Raw genomic sequence first — 25,473 nt, 5'->3', positions numbered from 1 at the left:
GGGTTAAGCGCGAATCACCCTTGTGCACTTTTTTCTGCCGCATGCGCGACAGGGCGGTAGGAAAAGCGATGGATGGGTGTGGCGCCCAGCCCTTGCAGGGCATCGATATGGGCCTTTGCGCCATAGCCTTTATGGCCTTCCAGCGCGTAGCCGGGCCAGCGCAGTGCAGCCTCGATCATCAGGGCGTCGCGCACGGTTTTTGCGATGATGGAGGCGGCTGAAATCATCGGCTGGCTGCCATCGCCGCCGATAATCGCCTCTGCCGGGCAGTCGAGGCGGGGCAGGCGGTTGCCATCGACCAGGACTTTATGCGGGACGAGGGGCAGGTTCCGGCAGGCGCGCGACATGGCCCGCATGGTCGCTTCGAGCACGTTTACCCGGTCAATCTCGGCGGGTTCCGCAATGCCGACACCGACCATGGCCTCGGCGCGGATGATGGCGGCCAGCGCCTCGCGGCGTCTAGCGGTCAGCTTTTTGGAATCCGCCAGTGCGGAGAGGGCAGAGAAGTGTGCAGGCAGGATCACCGCGGCTGCTACCACTGGCCCGGCCAGCGGCCCGCGCCCGGCCTCGTCTATGCCTGCGATGATCTGCGCTTCTCTCATGGCGTCTTGCTAGGACGGTGCGGGGGAGGGGTAAAGGGTGAGGGAGCGAACTCTTCGTCTCAACATTGTGATGAGCGTGGCAAACAACCCGCAGGCCTCCCCAACCGGGGTCCCGGCCCCCGAGCCGGGACCCATAGGAACTGTCAGCGGCTGCAAGTTTGGATCCCGGGTCAAGCCCGGGACCCCGGTAATTCTTCTCTGTCGAGGTAAAATCAAAACAAACTCAGCTGATCGCTGTCCTTTTCCGGTACGGTAAAAAGGTCCGCGCGCAGCGGCGCCACCTTGCGCGAAAGCCCGTTCGCCCGGCAGGCCCTCTCGAAGCGGGCGCGGATCAGCCCTGCCACCGGGCCTTCGCCGCGCATCCGCGCATGGAAGCGGCTGTCATAGGCCTTGCCGCCGCGCGTGCTCTCGATCAGTCCCATGATTTTTTTGGCGGAGAGAGGGCGTTCAACCGAGAGCCATTGTCTGAACAGAGGCTCCACCTCCAGCGGCAGGCGGAGCAATACATAGCTGGCATGGTCTGCCCCGGCCTTCGCGCCGGCGCCGAGCAGGTTTTCCAGCTCGTGATCATTGAGGCCCGGTATCATGGGCGAGGTGAAAATGCTGACCGGCACGCCCGCTTCGCTCAATGCCGTGATGGCCGAGAGCCGCCGCGTGGGCGTGGAAGCGCGTGGCTCCATGGTTCTGGCCAGCTTCGCATCCAGCGTCGTCACCGAGATCGCCACATGAGCAAGGCCAAGCGCGGCCAGTTCCGATAGTAGGTCCAGATCACGCAGCACGCCTGCCGATTTGGTGATGATGCTGACCGGGTGGCGGAACGCCAGGCAGGTTTCAAGGATGGAGCGGGTAATGCGCAAATCGCGCTCCACCGGCTGGTAGGGGTCGGTATTGCTGCCCAGCGCGACCGGGCGCGGAGCATAGCCGCGCTTTGAAAACGCCTTGCGTAAAAGCTCTGCCGCGCCGGGCTTGAAAAAGATCACGCTTTCAAAGTCGAGGCCTGCCGAATAGCCCCAATAGGCATGGGTGGGCCGCGCAAAACAGTAGATGCAGCCATGCTCACAGCCCCGGTAGGGGTTCACCGACTGGTCAAAGCTGATATCCGGGCTGTCATTACTCGTGATGATGGAGCGTGCCGCATCGCGGATGAGTGTGGTCTTGATCTGGCGCGGCGGCGCCTCGCTGTGCCAGCCATCATCGACCGGCTGCGAGGTCGTGCGCTCAAACCGTCCCGAAGCGTTGGACTTTGCGCCCCTTCCAGAAGGCTGGAAGGGGTCGGGCAGGGCCTCTGACTGGCGGGCGGGGGTAATCGCGTTCATGGCAGGACGCTGACTCGAAATCTGGAACAATTCAAGAACAAAATCACATTGACGAGCGGAGCCGCGCATGCGCCTTATGGCGCGCATGAGCCATGTGATTGTTATCATTCCCGCACTGAACGCGGCCCCCTCCCTGCCGGACACGTTCGCCAGCCTGGAACCGGCCATTGCCTGCGGGCTGGTCTCGCGCTGGGTGCTGGCCGATGGCGGGTCGGGCGATGCCACGGTAAAGCTCGCCCGCGCGCGCGGATTTGATGTGGTCAAATCCCTGCCGGGGCGCGGTGTGCAGCTCGCCGCCGGGGCAGCCCGCGCGATTGAAGGCGCCGGCGAAGGCGACTGGCTGCTCTTCCTGCACGCGGACACACGGCTGGAGCCGGGCTGGGCGAAGGCGGTGAAAGCCTTCATGGCGGCGCATGCGGGCGGGGAGGTTGCGGGATATTTCCAGTTTGCGCTGGATGATGAGAGCGCGCCTGCGCGCCGTCTGGAGCGGTTTGTGGCCTGGCGCTGCGCGGCGTTCGGCCTGCCCTATGGCGATCAGGGATTGCTCGTTCCGGCACGGTTTTATGAGAGGCTTGGCGGATACCGCCTGATGCGCCTGTTTGAGGATGTGGACGTCGTAAGGCGCATAGGCAGGCGCCGCCTGAAACCGGTTCCGGCGCGCGCTATCACCAGCGCCGCGCGCTTCCGCTCCGAGGGGTATCTGCGCCGCTCTGCGGCCAATCTTCTCCTGCTCGCGCGATATTTCCTCGGCGCGGACCCGGAAAAGCTGGCGCGGGTCTATTCAAGGCGCAGGTCATGAGCAAAGCGCGCCTCATCGTCTTTGCCCGCGCGCCGGTGATTGGCGGAGCCAAGACGCGCCTTGCCGCCGGTATCGGCAAGGTGATGGCGTGGCGCGCCTACCGGGCGATGACGGCCAAAACGCTTCGGGCCGTGCGCGATAATGCGCGCTGGCGGACCGTGCTGGCAGTCAGCCCGGACAGCGCCATCACCCGCGCGTTCGGCAAGGTCTGGCCGGATGATCTGATGCGCTGGCCGCAAGGGGGCGGTGATCTCGGTGCGCGGCAGGCAAGGGTGTTGGCCGGTGCTGGCCCCATCGCAATCATCGGCACCGATGCGCCCGACATTACCCGGCGCGATGTCGCGCGCGCTTTCGCCCTGCTCAAACGCCATGACGCGGTGATTGGCCCGGCGGAAGATGGCGGTTACTGGCTGCTGGCGCTTAAAGGCCCGGCCCCGCGCGGGCTGTTTGAGGGCATACGCTGGTCGAGCGCCCATACGCGCAGCGATCTTGAGATCCGCCTTCGCGCCCACGGCCTTGCCCGCATCGCGTATTTGCGCGAGCTGGCCGATGTGGATGAAGCTTAGGAAAGCTCTTCCAGCTTCTCCTGCAGGCTCAGCAGATCGGCCCAGGCTTTCGCCTTTTCCTGCGGACGGCGCAGGAGGAAGGCCGGGTGGAAAATTGGCAGGGCCGGGGTGGAATGGCCCTCCACGGTCACTTGCGACCAGCGCCCGCGCAACGCCATGATCCCTTGGGGCGTTTTCAGCATGGCCTGTGTGGAGATACCGCCCGCCAGCAGGATGAGGCGCGGTTTTGCCAGCGCGATATGGCGCTCCACAAACGGGCGGCAGATCTCGATTTCCTCTGTGGAGGGCTTGCGGTTTCCGGGCGGACGCCAGAACACGACATTGGTGATGTAGGCGCTGGTTTCATCAAGGCCGATGGCGGCGAGCATGCGGTCGAGGAGTTGGCCAGAGCGGCCCACGAAAGGCAGGCCCTCGCGGTCCTCGTCCTGCCCTGGCCCTTCGCCGATCACCATCAGGGGCGCTTCGTGGTTCCCGCGCGCGAACACGGTGTTGCGGGCGGTGCGTTTCAGGTCGCACCCGTCAAAACTCTCCACGGCGACTTTCAGCGCCGCGATGTCAGTGGCGGCACGCGCCATCGCGCTCGCGTCCTGCGCGGGCTTTTCCGGCCCCGCAGGCGCGGATTTCACCGCAGGCGCGGCCGGGGCGGCCTGACGCTCCGGTGCACTCTTGCGCAGCGCTGCGGGCGGGGCAGGGGGGATATCCACCGCGATCCCGGCATCCTCCCACCAGCCGGCCAGGCTTTTCAGCGCGGCGAGCGCATTGGCTTGGGAGGGTGGATGGTCAGGCGTCACGCAATCAGGTCCGATCCGGGTTTGAGAATTTATCCGCGCTCTGTGCTTTTTGCTGGCGTAGCCGGGCTGATGCCCTAGCTCATTTGCTAGGTGTAAGCTAAGACGGGACAGGGCCTCGCGCAAACGCTGGTGTCAAGCTGGCGCACATAATCAGCGCGGGAAGAAGAACTGACGGGAGGCGACATGGCTGACGGCGGAATCGAACGCGACGCGATGGAATACGATGTGGTGATTGCAGGCGGCGGACCGGCCGGTCTGGCGGCTGCCATCCGCATCCGGCAACTGGCCGAGGCCGAGGGCCGCGAGGTCTCTGTTGCCGTGATCGAGAAAGGCTCCGAGGTCGGCGCCCATATCCTCTCTGGTGTCGTGTTTGATCCCAAGGCGCTCGACGAGCTGTTTCCTGACTGGCGCGATGATCCGAACCAGCCTTTTGATACCGAAGTCACTGACGACAAGTTCGTGGCGCTGGGCGAGTCCGGCTCTGCGACTTTCCCCGGCTTTGCCATGCCGGGCTTCATGCATAATCACGGCTGCTATATCGGCTCGCTGGGCAATCTGTGCCGCTGGCTGGCTGAAAAGGCTGAAGGCCTGGGCGTGGAGATCTATCCCGGCTTCCCTGCTGCCTCGGTGATCGAGGAAGACGGCGTCATCAAGGGCGTTGTCACCGGCGATATGGGTGTGGCCCGGGATGGCAGTCACAAGGACATGTACCAGCCCGGCATGGAGCTGCGCGCCAAGTACACGCTCTTTGCCGAAGGCGCGCGCGGCAATCTCTCCAAGCAGCTGATCAGGCGCTTCAATCTCGATGAGGGGCGCGAGCCGCAAAAGTATGGCCTCGGCATGAAGGAGCTCTGGCGCGTGAAGCCGGAGCACCACAAGAAGGGCCTCGCCATGCACACCATGGGCTGGCCGCTTTCGAACGATACGGGCGGCGGCTCGTTCATGTATCATTTCGGCGATAATCTGGTCGCCATCGGTTTTGTGGTGCACCTCAATTACAAGAACCCGAACCTGTTCCCGTTCGGTGAGTTCCAGCGCCTGAAGACCCATCCCGATATCGCGCCGATCTTTGAGGGCGCAGAGCGCCTGTCCTATGGTGCGCGCGCGATTACAGAAGGCGGCTTCCAGTCCGTGCCGAAGCTGGTCTTCCCGGGCGGCGCGCTGATCGGCTGCTCGGCCGGCTTTGTGAACGTGCCGCGCATCAAGGGCAGCCATAACGCCATGAAGACCGGCATGCTGGCCGCAGAGGCCGCCTTTGCCGCGCTGGGCGAGAGCCGCCAGCATGATGAGCTCACCGCCTATGAGGCGGCATATGACAAATCCTGGGTCAAGGCGGAGCTGAAGAAGGTCCGCAACGTCAAGCCGCTCTGGACCAAATGGGGCACGCTTGTGGGCGTGGCGCTGGGCGGCATGGATATGTGGACGAACCAGCTGTTCGGCTTTTCCATCTTCGGCACGATGGGCCATGGCGGCGCCGATTACGAGGCGACAAAACCCGCCGCCCAGTGCAAGCCGATCCACTATCCCAAGCCCGATGGCGTACTGACCTTCGACCGTCTCTCATCGGTATTCATCTCCAACACCAATCATGAGGAGGATCAGCCGATCCACCTCAAAGTCGCCGACATGGCGCTGCAGAAAGCCAGCGAACATGATGTCTATGGCGGGCCGTCAGCGCGCTACTGCCCGGCTGCGGTGTATGAATGGGTCGACGAGGGTGGAGAGCCCAAATTCGTGATCAACGCGCAGAACTGCGTCCACTGCAAAACCTGCGACATCAAGGATCCCAACCAGAACATCAACTGGACGACGCCAGAGGGAGCCGGTGGCCCGAACTACCCCAACATGTAGCCCGGACGCGCCGCGCAGGCGTTCCTCGCTGGCCGGTCTGATGCGCGTGGCCTTGTGCCTGCCCGTGCTGGCGGTGTCGTGTGCGCTGCCGCAAAGCCTGGTGCAGGATGAGGAGACCAGCGCATACGGCGCTTTTCTCGCTGCGCGCTATGCCGGTTCATCGCGCGAAACGGCTGAATCTTCGCGCTTTTATGCCGAGGCGTTGAGCCATGAGCCCGGCTCGCCACTGCTGTCGGAGCGCGCCTTCTACTCGGCGCTGCTGGCCGGCCAGTTCGAACGGGCGGACGGCCCTGCACGTGCTGCCGGGGATCACCCGGACGGGCTGCAGCTGGCCCATATATATCTGAAGGGCGGTGAGCTTGCCGGGCGCATACGCGGCCCGTCGGTGGAGCTCGATGATCCGTTCGGGCCTTTCGGCGCGATGGTGTCCTCCATGCTGGATGACTGGCGGCTTGTCCGGGCCGGGCGGGCATCAGAGGCTGCTGACCGGCCCGTTACGGCCTCGGCCGGGCTGACCGGGCACATCATGCTTCACAGGGGGATGATCCTGGAGGCGGCCGGGCGCATGGAGGCGGCTGACGAAGCCTATCGCGCAGCATATTCGGGCCTCGACATGGAGGGTTACACCACCATCGTCCGCGGCGGATTTTTCGAACGTCAGGGGCGGCGCGATGACGCGCGGCGTCTGTACCAGACGCATCTGAGCCGCAGCGTTGGCGAACGTGACCCCGAGGTGGCACAGGCTCTGGCGCGTCTGGATGCCGGAGGGCGCCCCCCGGCGCGGTTCACGCCGGCGCAAGGCGCGGCGCGCTCCATGTTTGCGCCTGCGGCCATGCTGAATGCTTCTGCGCCGGCGGAATATGCTGCGCTCTACCTTCGTATTGTGCAGAGCATCGACCCGGAATTTGACCGTAACACCATGCTTCTGGCGACGATTCTCGATCGGCTGGGGCTGGAGGATGACGCGGTCGCCGCCTTCGATTCGGTGGACAGCCCGCCCTTCTTGGAGCAGGCGCGTGTCGATGCGGCGTGGACCCTGTTCCGGCGTGGTGACCAGACTGATGCGCTGGCGCGTGCGCGTGCGCTGGCCTCCGGCCAGATGGCCGAACAGCCGCGCCTGCTACTGGCCGATATCTACCGGCTGACGGGACATTGCGATGACGCGGTGGCGCTCTACGACGCGGTGCTCGAAGAGCGGGCCGCCGAGGGCCGGGAGATGGACTGGCGCCACATTTTCTATCGTGGCGTGTGCCTGCAGATTGCCGGTGACTGGGCGGGGGCGGAGGCAGGCTTCCTGCAGGCACTCGCGCTGGAACCTGACGAGGCGCGGGTCCTCAATCATCTGGGCTATAACTGGATCGTGCTGGGAGAGCGCGTCAATGAAGGTTTCGCCCTGGTGGAGCGGGCCGCCGAACTGGCGCCGGAGAACGGGGCCATTCTCGACAGTCTCGGCTGGGGGCATTTCAAGCTCGGCCGGTATGACGAGGCGGTGCAATGGCTGGAGCGCGCTGTGGAGCTTTCCCCGGCCAACGCCACCATCCACTGGCATCTGGGCGACGCCTATGCGCGGTCTGGGCGGACGCTGGAGGCTGGCTTTCAGTGGCAGCGTGCACTCGACCTGACGGCTGACCCGCGCGAGGAGGCCCTTCTGGAGCTGCGCCTTGCGCAAGGCCTGGACGGCGCGCCCGAGGACGTTGAATGAGCGAGTCCGGCCCGGGCAGGCTGACAGTCTTTGCGCCTGCGAAAATCAATCTCACCTTGCGCGTGGCTGTACCGCGGCCTGATGGCTATCACCCCTTGCAGAGCCTTGTCGTGTTTGCCGATTGGGGCGACACGCTGCATGCCAGCCCGGCCAGTGATCTCAGCCTGCAGCTGGATGGACCGTTTGCGCCGGCGCTCGCGGAGGACACCCATAATCTGGTGCTGAAGGCCGCCTGGGCATTGCGTGCTGCCGCAGACCAGCCGCAGCTGGGCGCACGTCTGACGCTGGACAAGCACTTGCCGGTCGCATCGGGCATGGGGGGCGGTTCGGCTGATGCGGCAGCGGCACTCAAGGTGCTCAATGATCTGTGGGAGCTGGGCTTTTCGACCCGCGCGCTGGCTGAGATTGGCAGCGTGGTTGGCGCTGACGTGCCGGCCTGTGTCTGGTCGCGTCCCTTGCTGATGGAAGGTATTGGCGAGGAGATCAGGGTTCTGCCCGCCTGGCCGGAGCTGAACGCGGTTATCGTCAATCCGGGCGTGCCGGTATCAACGCCGGACGTATTCCGGGCGCTCGACCGGTGCGAAGACCGCACAGGATTTGGCGTGCTGTCACGCGTGCCCGTGGCGGGAGACCCGGCTGCGGCGCTGGCGCTCGCGGCAGCGGGACGCAATGATCTGGAACAGCCTGCTGTCATATTGAATCCGGTGATCGGCGATGTGCTGGCCGAATTGAACGCGTTCGACGCAGTGCGTCTGGCGCGCATGACCGGCTCAGGCGCAAGCTGTTTTGCGCTGGTCGATGAGGCTGCAATGGCCTCGCATGTGGCGCGGGCATTGTCGGAAAGTCACCCGGACTGGATTGTCCGCCCTGTGCGGCTGGCCGGAGCGGCCTGATGGGAATGATGCTCGCCATTTGTACGCTGATCGCGGTGTTGATCAGTTTCGGTGTCGCGGCGCTTGTCTGGAGGGCCGGTGTGCTGGACATGCCAGGTCACAGATCCTTGCATGAGACGCCCACGCCGCGCGGCGGCGGGATCGGCACACTGGCGGCGGCAGGCGCGGCCTTCCTGTGGCTTGCCTTCGCGCCGGTGCCGGGCGGGAGCGCGCTCGCCATTCTTGCACTGACGGCACTAATGGGCGCGCTGGGCACGGCGGACGATATTTTTGGCCTGTCCTCGCGCACAAAGTTCGCCCTTATGGCGGTCATCGCCCTCAGCGCAGCGTGGTTCATCGGTGTGCCGGGCTATCTCGCTGTCACTGAGACTGTGTATCTCGCCCTGCCGGCCTGGGTGGCGCTGGCGGGTGCGGGCCTGTTCATTTTCGTTACGGTCAACGCCGTCAATTTCATGGACGGGTCGGACGGCATGCTGGTTGCCGGTCTCGTGCCCGGCGGGGCAGGGCTGGTGCTGGCCGGGCTGGCCACCGGCCATCTGGACACCAGCTTTGCCGGTGCCGCGCTGGCAGGCGGTCTGGCAGGCTTCCTGATACTTAACCGGCCACCCGCGAAGGTGTTTGCCGGCGATGGCGGGTCACTGACCGCAGGCGCACTCTATGCAGGCGGGGCGCTGGCAATGGCCGGATCGGGCTTTTCCGGCGCACTGTGGCTGGCTCCGCTTTTCATCCTGCCGTTTCTGGCTGATGTGCTGCTGACGATGGCGCGCCGGGCCGCCGGCAGACGGCTGGATATGGAGGCGCATCGCGAGCACCTCTACCAACGCCTCATCGCAGCCGGCTGGAGCCATGGGAGGATTGCGCTGGTCTATGCAGGCGCCAGTGCGTTGTGCGTGCTGGCAGGCCTTCTGGCACTGCAGGGTCCGCAAGGCGCGGCGTTCGCAGCATTCGCCGTGATGACGTGTGTTTTGAGCGCGCTCTATGTGCTCGCCGGGCGTTATGCCGACGCCTCATCGGCTGCGTCCTAATAGGCGCGGTCGACGACGAATTCGGCCAGCGCCGAGAGGGCGTCTGTCCATTCATTGCGCGGGAAAACACCCAAGGCGGACTGGGCATTGGCCGCGCGGGCGCGGGCCTGCGCCAGCGTCTCGTCCAGCACGCCATGGCGTTTGAGGATGGCAATGGCCTCGTCCAGATCGCCGTCTGTCTGGTTCTTGGCACCTAGCGTGCGGGCCCAGAATGCCTGTTCGTCGGCGCTCGCGGCTTCCAGCGCCAGCGTGACAGGCAGGGTGATCTTGCCTTCACGGAAATCATCGCCCGTATTCTTGCCCAGAAGGGCAGCAAGCCCTCCATAATCCAGCGCATCGTCTACAAGCTGGAAGGCAAGGCCCAGCTCCCGCCCATAGGTATGGAGCGCATCCTCCTCGGCCTTGGGGCGTCCGGCCAGAATGGGCGACACCTGCGCGGCGGCGGCAAACAGGGCCGCCGTCTTGGCGTCAATCACTTCCATATAGCTTTGCCGGGAAACCGCTACATCACCCACCATGGCCAGCTGGCGCACCTCGCCTTCGGCAATGATGGCGGCGGCGCGCGAGAGAACATGCAGCGCATCCAGCGAGCCGGAATCCACCATCAGCATGAAGGCCTGCGCAAACAGGAAGTCACCGACAAGCACGCTTTGCGGGTTGCCCCAGATATGGTTGGCCGATGCCTTGCCGCGCCGCAGCTCGCTCTCGTCGACCACATCGTCGTGCAGCAGGGTGGCGGTGTGGATCAGCTCCACTGCGCCAGCGAGGGCCAGATGGCCTTCGCCCTCATAGCCCAGCATACGCGCGCTGGCGATGGTGATGAGAGGGCGGATACGCTTGCCGCCAGCCTTGACCAGCCAGGCGGCCAGTTCCGGGATCAGCTCCACCGGGCTTGCCATGCGTTCGCTCAGCAGGGCCTCCACGCGCGGCATGTCGTCCCCGGCCAGCGCCATCAGCGTGGACACAGGATCGGCTATCGCCTGCGGCGTGTCTGTCAGGGGCAGTCCGTTCACGATGGGCGGTACTCTTGCTAAGCGCGGGTTCGAGCCGCCACAATAGAAATGCGCTAACGTGTCAGCAAGCGCAGGACACTGCGGCCAATGAACCCGTTTCATCAGGAGATAGTGCGTGATCGAGATAGAGACCACCAACGATCCGGTAAAGCTGTCTTTCATTGAAGCTGTGCTCAAGGATGCGGGCATCAGGGCGGTGGTGCTGGACGCGGAGACAGCCGGTATGTTTGGCGGCGCGCTGCCCTGGGTGAAGCGGCGTGTGCTGGTGCCTGACGAACAGGCGGACAAGGCGCGCCGCCTTCTGGCCGATGCGCTGGGCAAAACGGACAGGGCATGAGCGCTGTCGCCTCGGGCGAGGCTGAAATCAGCCGGTCTACCCTGCACGACGGACGCGTGATGCTGGATCAGCCCGTCAAGGGCTATCGCGCCGGGCTGGACGCTGTCCTGCTGGCGGCGGCGCTGGAACTGCGCCCCGGCGCTCAGGCGTGCGAGTTCGGCTGCGGGGCAGGGGCGGCGCTGCTGTGCGCGGCGCGGCTGAACCCTGATGCGCGTTTCACAGCGTTCGAGAAAGATCAGGCCATGGCGGCGCTGGCCGCCGCGAACATAGTCCTGAATGGCGGTGAGGACCGGATTGAGGTGGAAACCGGCGATGCGCTGGCGCTGGCGGGAACCGCCCGGTTTGATGCGGTATTCTTCAACCCGCCCTTCTTTGATGATGAGAGCGCCTTGCGTCCGCCTTCGGCGGAAAAGCGCGGTGCCTGGATCAGCGATGCCCCGCTGGCAGACTGGATAGGTGCGGGCCTGAAGGCACTGCGCCCAAGGGGTCAGATCGTGCTGATCCACAGGGCGGACCGGCTGGGCGATATTCTGGCGGAGTTTCAGGGCCGTGCGGGCGATATTGGTGTGCTGCCGGTGCATCCGCGCGCAGGCGAACCGGCCAAGCGGATCATCGTGCGGGCGGTGAAAGCCAGCCGCGCGCCCTTGCGCATACTGCCCGGCCTTATCGTGCATGGCGGGGAAGGAGAGCGTTTCATGTCAGAGGCAGCTGCCGTATTGAAGGGCGAATCCCGCCTTGTCCTAAGCGCGCCGGAGAGGAGACGCCCATGATCGAGCTGACGATCGGCCTTGTCCTGCTGGCCATCATCTTCGCGCTGATATTCGGCCGCAATGCCCGCCAGAAACGCGAACGGGCCGCCGAAGCGGCCCGCAAAGCGGTTGAGCAACAGCTTGAAAAAGACGGGCGCTAGACGCCGCGGTCGATCAGATCGCGCTCGGCGCGGTTCGGCATGCGATAGAAGATGTGGTAACCGATCCGGCGCGTCTGCACGAGGCTGGAAGACCAGCGCGGATTGACGCTGGCCGTGTGGAAGTGCGTGGCAGAGCGCGTCACCTGCGGGGCAAAGCCCAGCATGGCATGCTTGGCGACCAGCTGTGACTGGCGCCAGGCGCGGCCGCGCGGCGCACGCTCGGTCGAGCCGTCACACGAAAAGCTGAACTGGCACCCCGTAGCGCGCTCGGAGCCTTGATAGACTACGCCGCAAATGCTGTCCGGATAGGCGCGGTGGCGCACACGGTTCAGCACCACTTCGGCGACGGCCATCTGGCCGCTGAGATTTTCGCCGCGCGCTTCGTAATAGACGGCCTCCGCCAGGCAGTTCTGCTGGCGGCGCGCATCACGGGCCAGCGAGAGATGCCCCAGATCAAATGTCTGCAGATCGTCCAGCGACCGGCCATTGACCTGCGGAACCATAAGCCCGTCTGAAGCGTCAATAGTGAAGGAAGCGGTCTGGAACAGGGCCTCGCCCTCTTCCCAGCTGCCTTCCAGCGCGCTGTCCAGATAGCGTTCGGCGATTGCCGACCAGAGCGCGTTATCGGCGCGCGCCGAAACCTCGCCGCTGACAAGCGGCAGGGCCGACATCAGACCGATGGTTGCCGCAACGCCTGAGAGACGCGCAAACCCTGACAACGCTGAACGCAATTGCGTCGCGATAGCCATGCATACCTCTTCTTCCGCCTTGCCGTTCGGGTGCTGCAATCTGCATGTCACCATGCAATTCGCGCACCAGACCGAGCGCCAGAGATGGCACACATAGGGTGCCTGCTTCGGTTAGCAAGGTGTGAACGAAATCTGGCCATGCATACTCAAGTGCGCATGCAAGGTCAACAGTGCTGCATTGCGCGTTAACTATAGCCACAATTCCGCCCAACTTCAGTAATCGGAAAGTGCAGGCAAAGTGCAGGCTAGTCTTACTTGGCCTTCAAAGCCGCCTGCGCCGCCGCCAGACGGGCAATCGGTACACGATAAGGTGAACACGAGACGTAATCGAGCCCGACCGACTCGCAGAACCGAATCGAGGCCGGATCACCGCCATGTTCTCCGCAAATTCCGAGCTTTAGCTCTGGCCGGGCGGCCCGTCCGCGCTCCACGGCAATGCGGATCAGGTCGCCAACCCCGTCCTGGTCGATGGATACGAACGGATCGCGCTCGAAAATCTGTGCTTCGAGATAAGCGCCCAGAAACTTGCCGGCATCGTCGCGAGACAGGCCGAACGTGGTCTGGGTCAAGTCATTCGTGCCGAACGAGAAGAATTCGGCAAATTCCGCTATGTCGCCCGCACGCAGGGCCGCGCGCGGAAGTTCGATCATGGTGCCGATAAGATACACCGGCGCTACGCCAGATTCGCGCTCCACATCGCGGGCGACGGCGGCCACGCGTACTTTGAGGATTTCCAGCTCCCTGGCGGTCGCAACGAGCGGGATCATCACTTCGGCGACGGGTTTGAAGCCGGTTTCCTTCTCCACCAGCGCCTGCGCCTCGAAGATGGCGCGCGCCTGCATCTCGTAGATTTCAGGGAAGGTGATGCCGAGCCGGCAGCCGCGATGGCCGAGCATCGGATTGGTTTCGGCCAGCGCCCGCGCGCGCTCCATCAGCGCGTCGGCGGGCAAGCCGGTCGCTTCGGAGACCGCTTTCACGTCTTCCGCGCTGTGGGGGAGGAATTCGTGCAGAGGCGGATCCAGCAGGCGGATCGTGCAGGGGCGCTCCTCCATGATGCGGAAGATTTGCGCAAAATCATCGCGCTGCATGGGCAGGATCTTGGCCAGCGCATTGATGCGCCCGTCCTGATCCTCTGACAGGATCATCTCGCGTACCGCCGCAATGCGGTCGGCGTCAAAGAACATGTGCTCGGTGCGGCACAGGCCAATGCCTTCGGCCCCGAACTCCTTGGCCGTCTGCACATCGGCGGGCGTTTCGGCATTGGTGCGCACCTTCATGCGCCGCGCCGCGTCTGCCCAGCCCATCAGCTTGCCAAAATCACCGGTCAGCTCCGGCTTAATCATCTTGGCTTCGCCAAACAGCACTTCGCCCGTCGCGCCATCGACGGTGATGATATCGCCATCGGTGATGGTGCGCCCGCGCGCGGTGAACTGCTTCTTGCCTGCATCGATGCGGATTTCGCCCGCACCGGACACGCAAGGCCGGCCCATGCCGCGCGCGACAACCGCCGCGTGGCTGGTCATGCCGCCGCGCGCCGTCACGATGGCCTGGGCGGCGTGCATGCCGTGAATGTCTTCCGGCGAGGTTTCCACGCGCACCAGAATAACCTTCTCGCCAAGGCTGGCGCGGTGCTCGGCTTCATCGGAATCAAACACCGCCCGGCCCGACGCCGCGCCCGGAGAGGCAGGCAGGCCCTTGGCGATCACGTCGCGCTTATAGTCTTCGGCGATGGTCGGGTGGAGCAGCTGGTCGAGCGCGGACGGGTCCACGCGCAGCACGGCCTCTTCCTGCGTGATGAGGCCGTCATCGACCATATCGCAGGCGATTTTCAGCGCCGCGCGCGCGGTGCGCTTGCCGTTGCGGGTCTGCAGCATCCACAGCCGGCCCATTTCCACCGTGAATTCGATGTCCTGCATGTCGCGATAGTGGCGCTCCAGCGAGTCGAACACCTTCGCCAGCTCGCCATAAACTTGCGGCAGCGCCTCCTCCATGGAGGGCTGGGTGTCGCCCATCTTCTCGCGCATGGTTTTGGTCAGGCACTGTGGCGTGCGGATGCCCGCCACCACGTCTTCGCCCTGAGCATTGATCAGGAATTCGCCGTAATAGCCGCGCTCGCCGGTGGAGGGGTCGCGGGTGAAGGCCACGCCCGTGGCGGAGCTGTCGCCCATATTGCCGAATACCATGGCCTGCACGTTGACAGCCGTGCCCCAGCTGGCGGGGATGTCATACATGCGCCGGTAGGTGATGGCCCGGTCATTCATCCACGAACCGAACACCGCTCCAACAGCGCCCCAGAGCTGGTCGCGCGGATCACTGGGGAAGGGCTCGCCCAGCGCCGATTGCACGGCGGCCTTGTAGTCGGCGATGATCTCTTCCCAGCCAGCCGCATCAATCTCGGTATCGAGCTGGAAGTCGTGCTCTTCCTTGTAGCGCTCCAGGATTTCCTCGAACTCGGCGTGCGGCACGCCCAAGACCACGTCCGAATACATGGTGATGAAGCGCCGGTAGCTGTCGAGCGCAAAGCGCCGGTCGCCGGAAAGTTTGGCGAGGCCCTCTGCCGTGTCGTCATTGAGGCCGAGATTGAGCACGGTATCCATCATGCCCGGCATGGAGGCGCGGGCGCCCGAACGCACCGAAACCAGCAGCGGATTGGCGGGATCGCCAAACGCCTTGCCGACCTTCTTTTCCAGGCTGGCGAGGGCTTCTTCCACCTGGCCTTCCAGCTCGGCCGGATAGGCGCGGTCATTGGCGTAATAGGCGGTGCACACTTCGGTGGTCAGGGTAAAGCCCGGAGGGACAGGCAGGCCAAGGCGCGCCATCTCGGCAAGGTTTGCGCCCTTGCCCCCCAAAAGCGCGCGGGCATCGCCGGTCATCGCATCGGCTGCGCCGCCACCAAAGGCATAAACCCATTTCGTCATCGCCAGTGTACTCGCTCTTCCTAAGGTCCGCCGCGCCGGGGCGGTCATGTGATGTGCCGGGCGCCTGCCTAGCCTTCCAGCCTGTCAAAATCTGCCACGGCCTGAACGGCCGCACGGATGCGCGACAATAGAACAAGTCTGTTGCGCCGCAACATGGGATCGTCCGCATTCACCGTAACCGCCTCGAAGAAGGCATCAACCGGCGCGCGTAAAGTGGCCAGCGCCCGCATCGCGCCTTCAAAGTTTTCAGCTTCGAGGGCCTTGGCGGCATCGGCCTCGGCGGTCTGGATTTCACTTACAAGGGTGTTCTCTTGCGGCGTGTTGGCCGTCTTGGCGATGGCTGCAAGCAGGGCGGCATCCAAAGCTTCGTTCGACCACGAAAGATTATCATCCGGGTCAGGAATTTCTCTCAGTATTTCAGAAGCGTATGCAACCGAATTGAAGCCCTTCTTCTCCTCGGCCGAGAGAATGTTCTGTACCCGTTTGTAAGCAGCCAGCAGCGTGGACCCGTCCTCGGTCTCCAGAAACGCCTGTAGCGCCCGCGACTTGTTCGTGACCCGTACCAGGTCGTCATCATTGCGTGCGAACACCGCATCGATCACGTCGTGGCGTATGCCTTCGTCGCGGAGGTGAACTTTGAGGCGGTCCGCGAAGAAGGAAAGGAGGTCCCTTGCTCGCTCGATCTGAGCGACCATAGCTCCTCGATCCGAACGGACCGCCTTCAACATCTGCTCGATTGATTTCACGTCGCTTACGGCTTGCAGGAGCGGAAGACGATAGCCGCCCGCTTCAAGAATCCTGATCACCCCCAGCGCCGCGCGCCGCAGGGCGAACGGGTCTTTCGAGCCGGTGGGTTTTTCATCGATCGCCCAGAAGCCGACCAGCGTATCGAGCTTGTCGGCGAGCGCGACCGCCGCGCTGACCGGCGCTGTCGGCACCGCGTCTGACGGGCCTTGCGGCTTGTAGTGATCGCGGATGGCGTCGGCGATTTCGGCCGGTTCACCCGCCGCCAGCGCATAATAGCGCCCCATCACGCCCTGCAGCTCGGGGAATTCATAGACCATCTGGCTGACGAGATCGGCCTTGGCGAGTTTCGCCGCGCGGTATGCCAGCTCCGGGTCAGCGCCCACAGCCGGGGCAAGTTCGCGCGCGAGCGCGGCGACCCGCTCCACCTTGTCGGCCAGCGTACCGAGCTTTTCGTGGAAGGTGACCTTGGAAAGCTCACCCGCCATCGCCTCAAGGCCGCGCTTGCGGTCGAGGTCCCAGAAATGGCGGGCATCAGACAGGCGCGCGGAGACGACGCGGGCCGCGCCGTGGGCAATCGCCTTGCCGCCATCTGTCGCGTCCTGATTGGCGATTTTTACAAATTTCGGGGCGATTTTGCCGGTCTTCGGATCGCGCACGGCGAAGTATTTCTGGTGCACCTTCATGGTGAGCGCGATGACTTCAGCCGGCAGGTCGAGGAAGGCAGGGTCGATCTCGCCCAGCACCGCGACCGGCCATTCGGCAAGGCCCGTCACTTCGGCCAGCAGGCCCTCATCCTCGATCAGCTCAAGGCCGGCCTGCGCGCAGACGCGCTTTGCCCCCTCTAGGATGATGGCGGAGCGCTCGGCGCGCGTCAGCACCACGCCATTATCGCGCAAGCGTGCTGCGTAATCGGCATAGTCCTTCACGGCAAATACCCGTTCGCCCTTCGAGTGGATGCGGTGGCCTTCGGTGAGGTTTGACGCTTCGATACCGAACACGCTTACCGGCACGGTCTTGCCATCCAGCAGGCAGATGATGCGGTGCAGGGGCCGCACCCAGCGCTGGGCCTTGTCGCCTTCGCCAAACTTCATCGATTTTGGCCAGGGGAAATTGCGGATCGCGGCTTCCAGCGCCTCGGCAATCACCGCGCCGGCATCGCGGCCCGGCTTCTCGATGACAGCGACATAGAAATCACCCTTGGGGGTGTTGTCGATGCGGCACTGGTCGAGGCTTTCCAGCCCCGCCCCGCGCAGGAAGCCCTGCACGGCCTGTTCCGGCGAGCCAACGCGTGGGCCTTTGCGCTCCTCGCGCACATCGGCCGTGCGGGCAGGCACGCCTTCGGCCACCAGGCCGATACGGCGCGGGCCGGAGAAGGTTGTGAGGGCATCCACGCCAAGGCCCGCCGCCTTGAACGCCTCGCCCATCAGCCGGGCAAGGTCTTCCTCTGCCCGCGCCTGCATGCGGGCCGGGATTTCCTCGCAGAAGAGTTCGATGAGTAGCTGGGCCAAGGGCGGTACGTCCGGTTCTTACTGGTTGCTGGCCTGCATGCGGGCATAGGCGGGCCGCGCGTGCAGGCGGGTGATATAGTCGTCGATGCGCGGATTGTCCGGCATCAGCTTGAAGTGTTTGAGCCAGCCGAGCGCGCCGCCAATGAGAATATCGGCGGCAGAGAAGCGCTCTCCCAGCAGGTAGGGACCGTTTTCAAGTGCCGCCTCGACGAGGCCGATCACCGTCTCCCACTCACCCCAGCCGACCGTGCGCGGATCGACATCAAGGTTCTGCGCTTTCGTCACGATGGCTGGTTCCAGCACGCCGGGGCGGAACACGCTCCAGTAAAGGTAATCGGCGCGCAGAGGGTCGCCGATGGCCGGGGCAAGCCCGGCTTGGGGAAACTCATCGCACAGATAGAGCGAGATCGCGGCCATCTCGGTCAGCGTCTTGCCCTTGTGGCGGATGGCGGGAACTTTGCCGGCGGGGTTGATTTTCAGGAACTCCGCCTCGCGCGTTTCCCCGCCGAACACGTCCACCTTGCGCAGCTCGTAAGGCACGCCCAGCTCCTCCACCAGCCAGACCGTGCCGGTAGAGCGGGTGTTGGGGCCGTGCCAGACGATGAGGTCTTTCGCGTCACTCACGAGGGTCGGGGCCTTCTAGCTGGTGGCGAAAGCGCGCTTGTAAGCGGGCCGGTTGGTCAGGCGTTCGAGATAGTCTGCAAATCCGGGGCGCGCGGGGAAGAGTTTCCACCCCACCGCCCAGCTCAGCGATCCGCCGAGCACCACGTCAGCTGCGGAGAACTTGTCGCCCAGCAGCCACGGGCTCGCCCTGGAAATACGCTGTTCGAGCACGTCCACCACCAGCTCGGCTGAGCCCCAGCCAGCCTGTTCGCGCTTGGCCTCGAACTTGGCGCCCGCCTGCATCATGGCCGGTTCCACCGCGCCCGACTGGAAGGCGATCCAGCGCAGATAATCGCCGCGCGTGGCGTCATTGATGGCAGGAGCAAGATCGTTGGGGGTCTTGAACCTGTCAGCGAGATAGAGCGCGATGGCGACCGTTTCGGTCACCACCGTCTCGCCGTCGACCAGCACCGGAATCTTGCCCATCGGGTTGAGCTTCAGGAAGGAATCCGAGCGCATCGAGCCGTCATCATACTGGACGGGGACCAGCTCGTAGGGGCAGCCGATCTCCTCCAGCAGCCAGTGCATCATCACGGCGCGCGATTGCGGGTTGTGGTAAAGCTTCACACTCATCACGCAGCATCCTTTTTCTGCTGTTCCACCCAGGCGCTGGCGCAGCCCTTGGCGAGCTCACGCACCCGCGCGATCCAGCTGGCGCGTTCAGCGACCGAGATCGCGCCGCGCGCATCGACGAGGTTGAAGAGATGGGAGGCTTTCAGGCACCAGTCATAGGCGGGCAGGGGCAGGGGCGTCGGCAGGCTGAGCAGCGCCATGCACTGCTTTTCCGCGCCCTTGAACCATTCGATCAGCATGTCGACATCGGCATGCTCGAAATTGAAGGCGGAGTGCTGGCGCTCGTTTTCAAGGAACACATTGCCGTAGGTCAGGCCCGCGCCGTTGAAATCGAGATCGTAGACATTCTCCACGCCCTGCACATACATGGCGAGGCGTTCGAGCCCGTATGTCAGCTCGCCGGAGACCAGCTCCACATCCAGCCCGCCGACCTGCTGAAAGTAAGTAAACTGGCTGACCTCCATCCCGTCGCACCAGACCTCCCAGCCAAGCCCCCACGCGCCGACGGTCGGGTTCTCCCAGTCATCCTCCACAAAGCGCACATCGTGCAGGCGCCGGTCGATGCCGAGCGCATCGAGAGAGCCGAGATAAAGGTCCTGAATATCGGCCGGGCAGGGCTTCAGGAGCACCTGGAACTGGTAATAATGCTGCAGCCTATTGGGGTTCTCGCCATAGCGCCCGTCGCCCGGACGGCGCGAGGGCTGCACATAGGCCGCCCGCCACGGCTTCGGCCCCAGCGAGCGCAGCGTGGTGGCCGGGTGCAGCGTGCCGGCGCCGACTTCGGTGTCATAGGGCTGGAGAATGGCGCAGCCCTGCTTCGCCCAGTAGTGCTGGAGCGTCAGGATCAGGTCCTGAAAGGACGGGGCTTTTTGCTCGACCATGACACATGTTTCCGGCGGGTTGGAAAATCGCGCGCGAACCTAGGCGCGCCCGCGCCCGCAATCAAGCCGCAGATCAGGCGGTGTCACCCTTCCCCCGCTATCGCTTCATAGGCCGCCTGCAGCCGGTCGCGCACCCGTGGGCGTGACGGGTCTTTGCGCGGCTGGCCGAGGTGCTCGGCGCGCAAATCCTCCATGAAGTCCTCCCACATGGCCGGGCCGCCTTCCTCCAGCACTTGCGCGCGGATCGAAAGGGCAGGGGTGACGGGCAGATGCCTGCGCCCCCACGCGCCTAAGTGCGCCATTATCGGGATCAGCTGGATCGCCTGTTCGGTCAGCGAATAGATCATGCGCTGCCGGTGAGTGGGGTCCGGCGCAGCGGTCAGCATGCCGAGCGCGACAAGGCGTTTGAGCCGGTCTCCGAGAATATTGGTCGAGATGCCTTCCTGGTTCTTCATCAGGTCGAGGAAGTGCCTGCGCCCGCCAAAGATCATGTCGCGCAGGATGAGCAGGCTCCAGCGATCGCCGAACACCTCCACCGACAGATTGATCGGACAGCCCGAACGGGGCGCATCGGCCATGGCCTGCAATTTCCCTCAAAAACCACTTGCATATCTGATGTGGTTCGAAGCATGCTGCAACCAGTTGATAAACGCAATTGGTTTGGAGGCCCAGCCATGACCCTTTCCCACGACACGGTGCGGTTCGACCGCACCTATGATGCAACGCCGGAGCAGGTGTTCGCGGCCTGGGCGGATAGCGAGGCGATGAGCCGCTGGGCCGTGCCCGGCCCGGACCATGAGCTGCGCTATGAGCAATCCGATTTCCGCGTTGGCGGGCGTGATCTCGCCCGCTGCGGCGCGAAGGGTGATCTGCGGTTTCAGGCCGAAGTCCTCTATCTCGATATTGTCCAGAACGAGCGGATCGTCTTGGCCGAAACCATCAGCGAGGCCGGAAAACCGATGTGTGCGGCGCTGGTCAGCGTCTCGCTGGCTGCAGACGGCAAGGGCACCCGCCAGATCGTGACCTGCCAGGTGACAGAGTTTGTGCCCGGCATGGCCGACGGCTATCGCCACGGCTATGGCGCTTCGCTTGATAATCTTGCCGGCGAACTCGCCCGCGCGGCGTGAGGACAGCGCCCATGCGCAAGCTGATCATGTGGAATCTGATGGGCCTCGATGGCCGGTTTGAAGGCCCCGGCCATGATATTGCGTGGATGGCCGATGCCTGGAGCGAGGATATGGAGGCGCTCTCCATGCAGCAGGGCGAGGCGATGGGCGCCATGGTGTTCGGACGGCGCACCCACGATCTGATGGCGAGCCACTGGCCGGCAGCGGCGGACGGGCCGGAGGCCAATGTCGCCCATTTCATGAACACGCTGCCGAAATATGTCTTCTCGCGCACGGTGGAGCGCTCCGACTGGTCCAACGTGACAATGTTCAACACCGACCCGGTGGCGGAGATCACGCGGCTGAAGGCCGAAGGCGGCAAGGACCTCTATCTTTTCGGCAGTGCGGACCTGGCCCGTCCGCTGATCGAGGCGGATCTGTTTGACGAGTACCGCATCGGCATTGCGCCGCTATTGCTGGGAGAGGGTGTGCCGCTGTTCAAGCAATGGGCGGAGCAAAGGAAACTCTCCCTGCTGGAAGCCCGGCCCATGAAAAAGGATGTCGTGCTGCTGCGCTATGGGCGTGTGAGATAGGCGTACCCGCGCTTCTCACGATGGGGTGTAAGAAAACTGTCTTGCATCCCCCCTTGTGCGGGCGTAGAAACGTCCCACCTTAGGCTCATAAAGAGCATAACGGCGAGACCGGTAAACGGCCCGCCGATTTTCTGGCCCCTCGTAATGCTCAAAATGAGCAAAAGAGGGCAGGGAGAGGATGAGACGCGATGGACCGGCACGACCCGACCCGCCTGCAAACCCTTGATAATGCATGGCCCGAAGCCGATACGCTGGTTTATGATGCGGGGGTGAAGGCGCGCACCGATCACCTCTATGAGAAGGTGAAATCAGTGGTGACGCTGATGGAGTGGCCGCTGCATGCGCCGCTGATCGACGCGATCAACCGCCTGAAAGTCGAGCGCGGCGCCGTCATCCTCGCCCATAATTACATGACCGCCGACATCTTCCACACGGTGGGCGATATCATGGGTGACTCGCTCAAACTCGCGCAGGAAGCGGCGAAAACCGAAGCCCGCGTTATCGTGCAGGCCGGCGTCCACTTCATGGCCGAGACGGCGAAAATCCTCTCGCCGGAAAAGACCGTGCTGATCCCCGATGAGCGCGCGGGCTGTTCGCTCGCCGCATCCATCACCGGCGCGAATGTGCGCGCTATCCGAGAGGCTTATCCCGATTATCCGATCGTCACCTATGTGAACACCTCGGCCGAGGTGAAGGCGTATTCCGACATTTGCTGCACCTCGTCGAACGCGGTGCAAGTGGTCGAAGCCATTGCGGCGGAATGGAATACCGACACGGTCATCCTCATTCCGGACGAGTATCTGGCCAAGAATGTCGCGAGCCAGACCGGCATCCGCATCCTCACCTGGAAAGGCTCCTGCGAGGTGCATGAGCAGTTCACGGTGGAAGATATCGAGACCCTTCGCGCCGCCCACCCCGAAGCCATGATCATCACGCACCCTGAGTGCCCGCCAGACGTGCTCAAAGCCGCTGACTTTGCCGGCTCCACCGGCGCGATGGCGGCTTATGTGAAGGACCACCAGCCGCAAACGGCCATCCTCATCACCGAGTGCTCGATGAGCGATAATGTGGCGGTGGAAAATCCGGGCGTGAACTTCGTAAAGCCCTGCAATCTCTGCCCTCACATGAAGCGCATCACGCTGCGCGGCATCTATGAGGCGCTGCGTGACATGAAGCATGAAGTCCATGTCGATCCGGGAATCGCGACGCGCGCCAAGGCCAGTGTAGACGCCATGCTGGCGCTGCCCTCGCTTGGCAAGCCGCCCGCCTTCGATACCAGCAAACCTGCCGTCTCCATCCCCTATGTGAGGGTTTAGTCACTCATTTCTCGTTTTCCCGGCGAACGCCGGGACCCAGAAAAACTGGGCACCGGCTTGCGCCGGTGAAACGCTTAATTGAGGTTTTCCCGTGAACCATCCCCTCATCATCATTGGCGCTGGCATAGCGGGTCTTTGGACCGCGCTGCATGCCGCCCCGCGCCGGGTGGTCCTGCTGACGGGGGCAAGGCTGGGGAGGAGCAGCTCCACCGGCTGGGCGCAGGGCGGGGTGGCCGCAGCGCTGGGGGGCGATGACAGCCCGTCCTTGCATGCGCGCGACACGATTGCCGCTGGCGCCGGGCTGGTCGATGAGGCGGCAGCGCGCCTTCTGGCCGAAGCCGGACCTGCCGAGATCGAGGCGCTCTATGCGCTGGGCGCGCCGTTCGAGCGCGAGGCGGACGGCGGCTGGGCATTGTCGCGCGAAGCCGCGCATTCGCGTGCCCGCGTGGCGCGGGTGAAGGGCGATCAGGCAGGGGCGGGCATTCTCGCCGCGCTCATCCGCGCCGTTCAAGCCGCGCCCCATATCGAGATCCGCGAGGGCTGGCGTGCAGCCGGCCTGATCCCCGATGAAAAAGGCGGCTGTGCAGGCGTGATCGCGTTTGATCCGTCAGGCAAACGCCATGACCTCCTCGCCAGCGATGTGGTGCTGGCCACGGGAAGCCTGTGCGGGCTTTATGGCGTGACGACCACGCCCGCCAGCAGCCAGGGGCAGGCTCTGGCCTGGGCGGCACGGCTCGGCGCGGTCATTCAGGACCCGGAATTTGTCCAGTTCCACCCGACCGCCATTGATGTGGGCCGCGATCCGGCACCGCTCGCCACCGAAGCCCTGCGCGGGGAGGGGGCCACGCTCATCGACGCCAAAGGCCATCGCTTCATGCGCGGCGTTCACGCCGATGCAGAGCTCGCCCCGCGCGATGTGGTGGCCCGCGCTGTCCACCGTCAGGTGAAGACCGGGCGCGGAGCCTATCTCGATGCCCGTGCGGCGGTGGGCGAGGAGTTCCCCGATCGCTTCCCGGCCGTGTTTGCTGCCTGCATGGCGGCGGGCATTGATCCGCGCCTTGAGCCCATCCCGGTCGCGCCTGCTGCGCACTATCATATGGGCGGTGTGGCGACGGACACAGATGGCTTTACCGGCGTGCCGGGCCTGTGGGCCGTGGGTGAGTGCGCCTCCACCGGCGTGCATGGCGCGAACCGGCTGGCCTCCAACTCCTTGCTGGAAGGTCTCGTCTTCGGACGGCGTGCGGCAGAGGCGCTGAAGAACGCCTCCCAGCGTGCGCTGACGCCGGTTGAGGCCGATCCGGCCCCGGCGCTGCCCGCTGACGCTCTGGCGCGCTTGCGTGCCGCCATGGCGATGCAGGCGGGCGTGGAGCGTGAGGCGGCGGGGCTCGCCCGCCTGATTGATCTTATCGACACGCTGGAAGCCGCTCATGGCGAGGCCGATGCGCTGATCGCCGCGCGTTTTGTGGCGGCGGGGGCGTTGACCCGCACCGAGAGCCGGGGCGGGCATTTCCGCAGCGATTGTCCCGCGACGGCAGCAGTGGCCGCCCATACCCGCCTGACGCTCGCCGACGCGCGCGCTGTGCATCCTCACATTTCTCCGCTGGCGGAGCCTGCCGAATGAACAGCGCTTATCTCCAAGACATCGTGGCCCGCGCGCTGGCCGAGGATCTGGGCGGGCGCGGCGATGTAACCAGCGAAGCGGTGATCCCCGCCCACGCCCATGCCGCCTTCGTCATCGCCTCGCGGGGGACTGGCGTGCTGGCTGGGCAGGCGGTGGCGGCGGAAGTGTTCCGCCAATGCGACCCCACGCTGAAGACCTATTGGCGCGCGAAGGACGGCGACACGCTGGCCGCAGGCGATGTGGTGCTGGCGGTGGAGGGGTCTGTCCGCGCCATCCTGATGGCCGAGCGCACGGCGCTGAACTTCCTCGGGCGCCTCAGCGGCATTGCCACGCTGACGCAGAGCTATGTGGAGGCGGTCAAAGGCACCGGCGTGGCCATCGCCCACACCCGCAAGACCACGCCGACGCTTCGCGCGCTGGAATTGGCCGCCGTGCGCGCTGGCGGCGGGGCGAGCCACCGTTTCGGGCTCGATGATGCCATCCTGATCAAGGATAATCACGTGGCGGTTGCGGGCAGTGTGGGCGAGGCGGTGCGTCGTGCCAAAGCCCATGCCGGGCACATGATTCGCGTGGCGGTCGAGATTGACCGGCTGGACCAGCTCGATGAGGCGCTGGCGGCGGGGGCGGAGAGCGTACTGCTCGACAATTTTCCGCTGGATGACATGAAGGCCGCCGTGAAAGCCGCCAAGGGTAAGGTTACCTTAGAGGCGTCCGGCGGCGTTGATCTCAACACCGTACGCGCCATCGCCGAAACCGGCGTGGACGTGATCTCGGTCGGCGCGCTCACCCATTCTGCCCCGAATTTCGATTTCGGCATGGATGAGGGGTAGGGGGATTTCTCCTGCGCCCCACTTTGTCTCCCCCCGTTCACGGGGGGAGTGCCGCGAAGCGGCGAGGGGGGGGGGGATAATCCGAAAAAGTTCCCCCCTCCGTCAGCTGCGCTGACACCTCCCCCGTAAACGGGGGAGGACAACATCTCGGCCCACAGGACCG

General features: G+C 64.6%; 25 protein-coding genes. 14 read left to right on the top strand and 11 right to left on the bottom strand.

Annotation, left to right across the window (positions count from 1 at the left end):
• Positions 1–14: 14 nt before the first annotated feature.
• Complete coding sequence (locus tag AB6B38_RS06345; protein ID WP_371394940.1) at positions 15–602, bottom strand: ribonuclease HII; 588 nt, start codon at positions 600–602, stop codon at positions 15–17.
• A gap of 212 nt (positions 603–814) precedes the next feature.
• A complete protein-coding gene (locus AB6B38_RS06340; RefSeq protein WP_371394939.1) occupies positions 815–1,918 on the bottom strand; it encodes a PA0069 family radical SAM protein in 1,104 nt (367 codons plus the stop codon).
• Positions 1,919–1,985: 67 nt separating this feature from the next.
• On the opposite strand from AB6B38_RS06340, the gene AB6B38_RS06335 reads away from it, so the two are divergent.
• Both AB6B38_RS06335 and AB6B38_RS06330 read left to right on the top strand, forming a co-directional pair.
• Positions 1,986–2,717 (top strand): TIGR04283 family arsenosugar biosynthesis glycosyltransferase, encoded by a 732-nt coding sequence (locus AB6B38_RS06335; protein WP_371394937.1) that lies wholly within the window; start codon positions 1,986–1,988, stop codon positions 2,715–2,717.
• Positions 2,714–3,283, top strand: a complete 570-nt coding sequence (locus AB6B38_RS06330) for a TIGR04282 family arsenosugar biosynthesis glycosyltransferase (protein ID WP_371394936.1) — start codon at positions 2,714–2,716, stop codon at positions 3,281–3,283. The genes AB6B38_RS06335 and AB6B38_RS06330 overlap by 4 nt, the downstream gene beginning before the upstream one ends.
• Here the strand turns inward: AB6B38_RS06330 and AB6B38_RS06325 are convergent.
• Positions 3,280–4,074, bottom strand: coding sequence for a uracil-DNA glycosylase family protein (locus tag AB6B38_RS06325; RefSeq protein ID WP_371394935.1), 795 nt, complete (start codon positions 4,072–4,074; stop codon positions 3,280–3,282). The two genes, AB6B38_RS06330 and AB6B38_RS06325, sit on opposite strands and share 4 nt — an antisense overlap.
• A 183-nt stretch (positions 4,075–4,257) precedes the next feature.
• On the opposite strand from AB6B38_RS06325, the gene AB6B38_RS06320 reads away from it, so the two are divergent.
• From AB6B38_RS06320 to AB6B38_RS06305, 4 genes are read left to right on the top strand one after another with little or no spacing between them, the layout of a single operon-like run.
• Positions 4,258–5,925: an electron transfer flavoprotein-ubiquinone oxidoreductase gene (locus tag AB6B38_RS06320; RefSeq protein WP_371394934.1), complete on the top strand. Its 1,668-nt coding sequence runs from the start codon at positions 4,258–4,260 to the stop codon at positions 5,923–5,925.
• On the top strand, positions 5,900–7,627 hold the full coding sequence (locus tag AB6B38_RS06315) for a tetratricopeptide repeat protein (RefSeq protein WP_371394932.1): 1,728 nt from the start codon (positions 5,900–5,902) through the stop codon (positions 7,625–7,627). The genes AB6B38_RS06320 and AB6B38_RS06315 overlap by 26 nt, the downstream gene beginning before the upstream one ends.
• Positions 7,624–8,520: a 4-(cytidine 5'-diphospho)-2-C-methyl-D-erythritol kinase gene (locus AB6B38_RS06310; RefSeq protein WP_371394931.1), complete on the top strand. Its 897-nt coding sequence runs from the start codon at positions 7,624–7,626 to the stop codon at positions 8,518–8,520. The genes AB6B38_RS06315 and AB6B38_RS06310 overlap by 4 nt, the downstream gene beginning before the upstream one ends.
• Positions 8,520–9,545, top strand: a complete 1,026-nt coding sequence (locus AB6B38_RS06305) for a hypothetical protein (protein WP_371394930.1) — start codon at positions 8,520–8,522, stop codon at positions 9,543–9,545. Before AB6B38_RS06310 ends, AB6B38_RS06305 begins: the two co-directional genes overlap by 1 nt.
• Here the strand turns inward: AB6B38_RS06305 and AB6B38_RS06300 are convergent.
• Positions 9,542–10,498, bottom strand: a complete 957-nt coding sequence (locus AB6B38_RS06300; protein WP_371395077.1) for a polyprenyl synthetase family protein — start codon at positions 10,496–10,498, stop codon at positions 9,542–9,544. The two genes, AB6B38_RS06305 and AB6B38_RS06300, sit on opposite strands and share 4 nt — an antisense overlap.
• Before the next feature lie 175 nt (positions 10,499–10,673).
• Here AB6B38_RS06300 and AB6B38_RS06295 point away from each other — a divergent pair, with 175 nt between their 5' ends.
• From AB6B38_RS06295 to AB6B38_RS06285, 3 genes are read left to right on the top strand one after another with little or no spacing between them, the layout of a single operon-like run.
• Entirely contained in the window at positions 10,674–10,895 is a 222-nt protein-coding gene (locus AB6B38_RS06295; protein ID WP_188452051.1) for a DUF2007 domain-containing protein, read from the top strand.
• Entirely contained in the window at positions 10,892–11,665 is a 774-nt protein-coding gene (locus AB6B38_RS06290; RefSeq protein WP_371394929.1) for a tRNA1(Val) (adenine(37)-N6)-methyltransferase, read from the top strand. The genes AB6B38_RS06295 and AB6B38_RS06290 overlap by 4 nt, the downstream gene beginning before the upstream one ends.
• Positions 11,662–11,805 (top strand): hypothetical protein, encoded by a 144-nt coding sequence (locus AB6B38_RS06285; RefSeq protein ID WP_371394928.1) that lies wholly within the window; start codon positions 11,662–11,664, stop codon positions 11,803–11,805. Before AB6B38_RS06290 ends, AB6B38_RS06285 begins: the two co-directional genes overlap by 4 nt.
• On the opposite strand, the gene AB6B38_RS06280 is transcribed toward AB6B38_RS06285, so the two are convergent.
• The 7 genes from AB6B38_RS06280 to AB6B38_RS06250 all read right to left on the bottom strand — a co-directional run bounded on the left by AB6B38_RS06280 (position 11,802) and on the right by AB6B38_RS06250 (position 20,422).
• A complete protein-coding gene (locus AB6B38_RS06280) occupies positions 11,802–12,554 on the bottom strand; it encodes a cell wall hydrolase (protein WP_371394927.1) in 753 nt (250 codons plus the stop codon). The two genes, AB6B38_RS06285 and AB6B38_RS06280, sit on opposite strands and share 4 nt — an antisense overlap.
• A 251-nt stretch (positions 12,555–12,805) precedes the next feature.
• Positions 12,806–15,472, bottom strand: coding sequence for a pyruvate, phosphate dikinase (gene ppdK, locus AB6B38_RS06275; RefSeq protein WP_371394926.1), 2,667 nt, complete (start codon positions 15,470–15,472; stop codon positions 12,806–12,808).
• A 68-nt stretch (positions 15,473–15,540) separates the two neighbouring features.
• Positions 15,541–17,727, bottom strand: a complete 2,187-nt coding sequence (glyS, locus tag AB6B38_RS06270) for a glycine--tRNA ligase subunit beta (RefSeq protein ID WP_371394925.1) — start codon at positions 17,725–17,727, stop codon at positions 15,541–15,543.
• 18 nt (positions 17,728–17,745) lie between these two features.
• Entirely contained in the window at positions 17,746–18,351 is a 606-nt protein-coding gene (locus tag AB6B38_RS06265) for a glutathione S-transferase family protein (RefSeq protein WP_371394923.1), read from the bottom strand.
• A gap of 15 nt (positions 18,352–18,366) precedes the next feature.
• Positions 18,367–18,963: a glutathione S-transferase family protein gene (locus tag AB6B38_RS06260; RefSeq protein WP_371394922.1), complete on the bottom strand. Its 597-nt coding sequence runs from the start codon at positions 18,961–18,963 to the stop codon at positions 18,367–18,369.
• A complete protein-coding gene (locus tag AB6B38_RS06255; protein WP_371394921.1) occupies positions 18,963–19,844 on the bottom strand; it encodes a glycine--tRNA ligase subunit alpha in 882 nt (293 codons plus the stop codon). Before AB6B38_RS06255 ends, AB6B38_RS06260 begins: the two co-directional genes overlap by 1 nt.
• 83 nt (positions 19,845–19,927) lie before the next feature.
• Positions 19,928–20,422, bottom strand: a complete 495-nt coding sequence (locus tag AB6B38_RS06250; RefSeq protein ID WP_371394920.1) for a winged helix-turn-helix transcriptional regulator — start codon at positions 20,420–20,422, stop codon at positions 19,928–19,930.
• Positions 20,423–20,518: 96 nt separating this feature from the next.
• Here AB6B38_RS06250 and AB6B38_RS06245 point away from each other — a divergent pair, with 96 nt between their 5' ends.
• The 5 genes from AB6B38_RS06245 to nadC all read left to right on the top strand — a co-directional run bounded on the left by AB6B38_RS06245 (position 20,519) and on the right by nadC (position 25,310).
• On the top strand, positions 20,519–20,971 hold the full coding sequence (locus tag AB6B38_RS06245) for an SRPBCC domain-containing protein (RefSeq protein ID WP_371394919.1): 453 nt from the start codon (positions 20,519–20,521) through the stop codon (positions 20,969–20,971).
• A gap of 11 nt (positions 20,972–20,982) precedes the next feature.
• Entirely contained in the window at positions 20,983–21,543 is a 561-nt protein-coding gene (locus AB6B38_RS06240) for a dihydrofolate reductase family protein (RefSeq protein ID WP_371394918.1), read from the top strand.
• Between the two features lie 188 nt (positions 21,544–21,731).
• Complete coding sequence (gene nadA, locus AB6B38_RS06235; protein ID WP_371394917.1) at positions 21,732–22,859, top strand: quinolinate synthase NadA; 1,128 nt, start codon at positions 21,732–21,734, stop codon at positions 22,857–22,859.
• A gap of 91 nt (positions 22,860–22,950) precedes the next feature.
• Positions 22,951–24,480, top strand: coding sequence for an L-aspartate oxidase (locus AB6B38_RS06230; protein WP_371394916.1), 1,530 nt, complete (start codon positions 22,951–22,953; stop codon positions 24,478–24,480).
• A complete protein-coding gene (gene nadC / locus AB6B38_RS06225; protein WP_371394915.1) occupies positions 24,477–25,310 on the top strand; it encodes a carboxylating nicotinate-nucleotide diphosphorylase in 834 nt (277 codons plus the stop codon). Before AB6B38_RS06230 ends, nadC begins: the two co-directional genes overlap by 4 nt.
• Positions 25,311–25,473 lie beyond the last annotated feature (163 nt).

Origin of the sequence: Glycocaulis abyssi, assembly GCF_041429775.1 — a bacterium.
GTDB lineage: Bacteria > Pseudomonadota > Alphaproteobacteria > Caulobacterales > Maricaulaceae > Glycocaulis > Glycocaulis abyssi.
The sequence above is the reverse complement of the archived record's forward strand: the minus strand, read 5'-3'. Positions and strand labels throughout refer to the sequence as shown.

Bases quoted from the DNA above. Each gene is read 5' to 3' on its own strand.
- AB6B38_RS06320 (WP_371394934.1), top strand. From the start codon at position 4,258: ATGGCTGACGGCGGAATCGAACGCGACGCGATGGAATACGATGTGGTG.
- AB6B38_RS06335 (WP_371394937.1), top strand. From the start codon at position 1,986: ATGCGCCTTATGGCGCGCATGAGCCATGTGATTGTTATCATTCCCGCA.
- AB6B38_RS06290 (WP_371394929.1), top strand. From the start codon at position 10,892: ATGAGCGCTGTCGCCTCGGGCGAGGCTGAAATCAGCCGGTCTACCCTG.
- AB6B38_RS06330 (WP_371394936.1), top strand. From the start codon at position 2,714: ATGAGCAAAGCGCGCCTCATCGTCTTTGCCCGCGCGCCGGTGATTGGC.
- ppdK (WP_371394926.1), bottom strand. From the start codon at position 15,472: ATGACGAAATGGGTTTATGCCTTTGGTGGCGGCGCAGCCGATGCGATG.
- AB6B38_RS06280 (WP_371394927.1), bottom strand. From the start codon at position 12,554: ATGGCTATCGCGACGCAATTGCGTTCAGCGTTGTCAGGGTTTGCGCGT.
- AB6B38_RS06340 (WP_371394939.1), bottom strand. From the start codon at position 1,918: ATGAACGCGATTACCCCCGCCCGCCAGTCAGAGGCCCTGCCCGACCCC.
- AB6B38_RS06245 (WP_371394919.1), top strand. From the start codon at position 20,519: ATGACCCTTTCCCACGACACGGTGCGGTTCGACCGCACCTATGATGCA.
- AB6B38_RS06300 (WP_371395077.1), bottom strand. From the start codon at position 10,498: ATGGCGCTGGCCGGGGACGACATGCCGCGCGTGGAGGCCCTGCTGAGC.
- AB6B38_RS06305 (WP_371394930.1), top strand. From the start codon at position 8,520: ATGGGAATGATGCTCGCCATTTGTACGCTGATCGCGGTGTTGATCAGT.
- AB6B38_RS06345 (WP_371394940.1), bottom strand. From the start codon at position 602: ATGAGAGAAGCGCAGATCATCGCAGGCATAGACGAGGCCGGGCGCGGG.
- AB6B38_RS06240 (WP_371394918.1), top strand. From the start codon at position 20,983: ATGCGCAAGCTGATCATGTGGAATCTGATGGGCCTCGATGGCCGGTTT.
- nadA (WP_371394917.1), top strand. From the start codon at position 21,732: ATGGACCGGCACGACCCGACCCGCCTGCAAACCCTTGATAATGCATGG.
- AB6B38_RS06255 (WP_371394921.1), bottom strand. From the start codon at position 19,844: ATGGTCGAGCAAAAAGCCCCGTCCTTTCAGGACCTGATCCTGACGCTC.
- AB6B38_RS06260 (WP_371394922.1), bottom strand. From the start codon at position 18,963: ATGAGTGTGAAGCTTTACCACAACCCGCAATCGCGCGCCGTGATGATG.
- nadC (WP_371394915.1), top strand. From the start codon at position 24,477: ATGAACAGCGCTTATCTCCAAGACATCGTGGCCCGCGCGCTGGCCGAG.
- AB6B38_RS06250 (WP_371394920.1), bottom strand. From the start codon at position 20,422: ATGGCCGATGCGCCCCGTTCGGGCTGTCCGATCAATCTGTCGGTGGAG.
- AB6B38_RS06285 (WP_371394928.1), top strand. From the start codon at position 11,662: ATGATCGAGCTGACGATCGGCCTTGTCCTGCTGGCCATCATCTTCGCG.
- AB6B38_RS06310 (WP_371394931.1), top strand. From the start codon at position 7,624: ATGAGCGAGTCCGGCCCGGGCAGGCTGACAGTCTTTGCGCCTGCGAAA.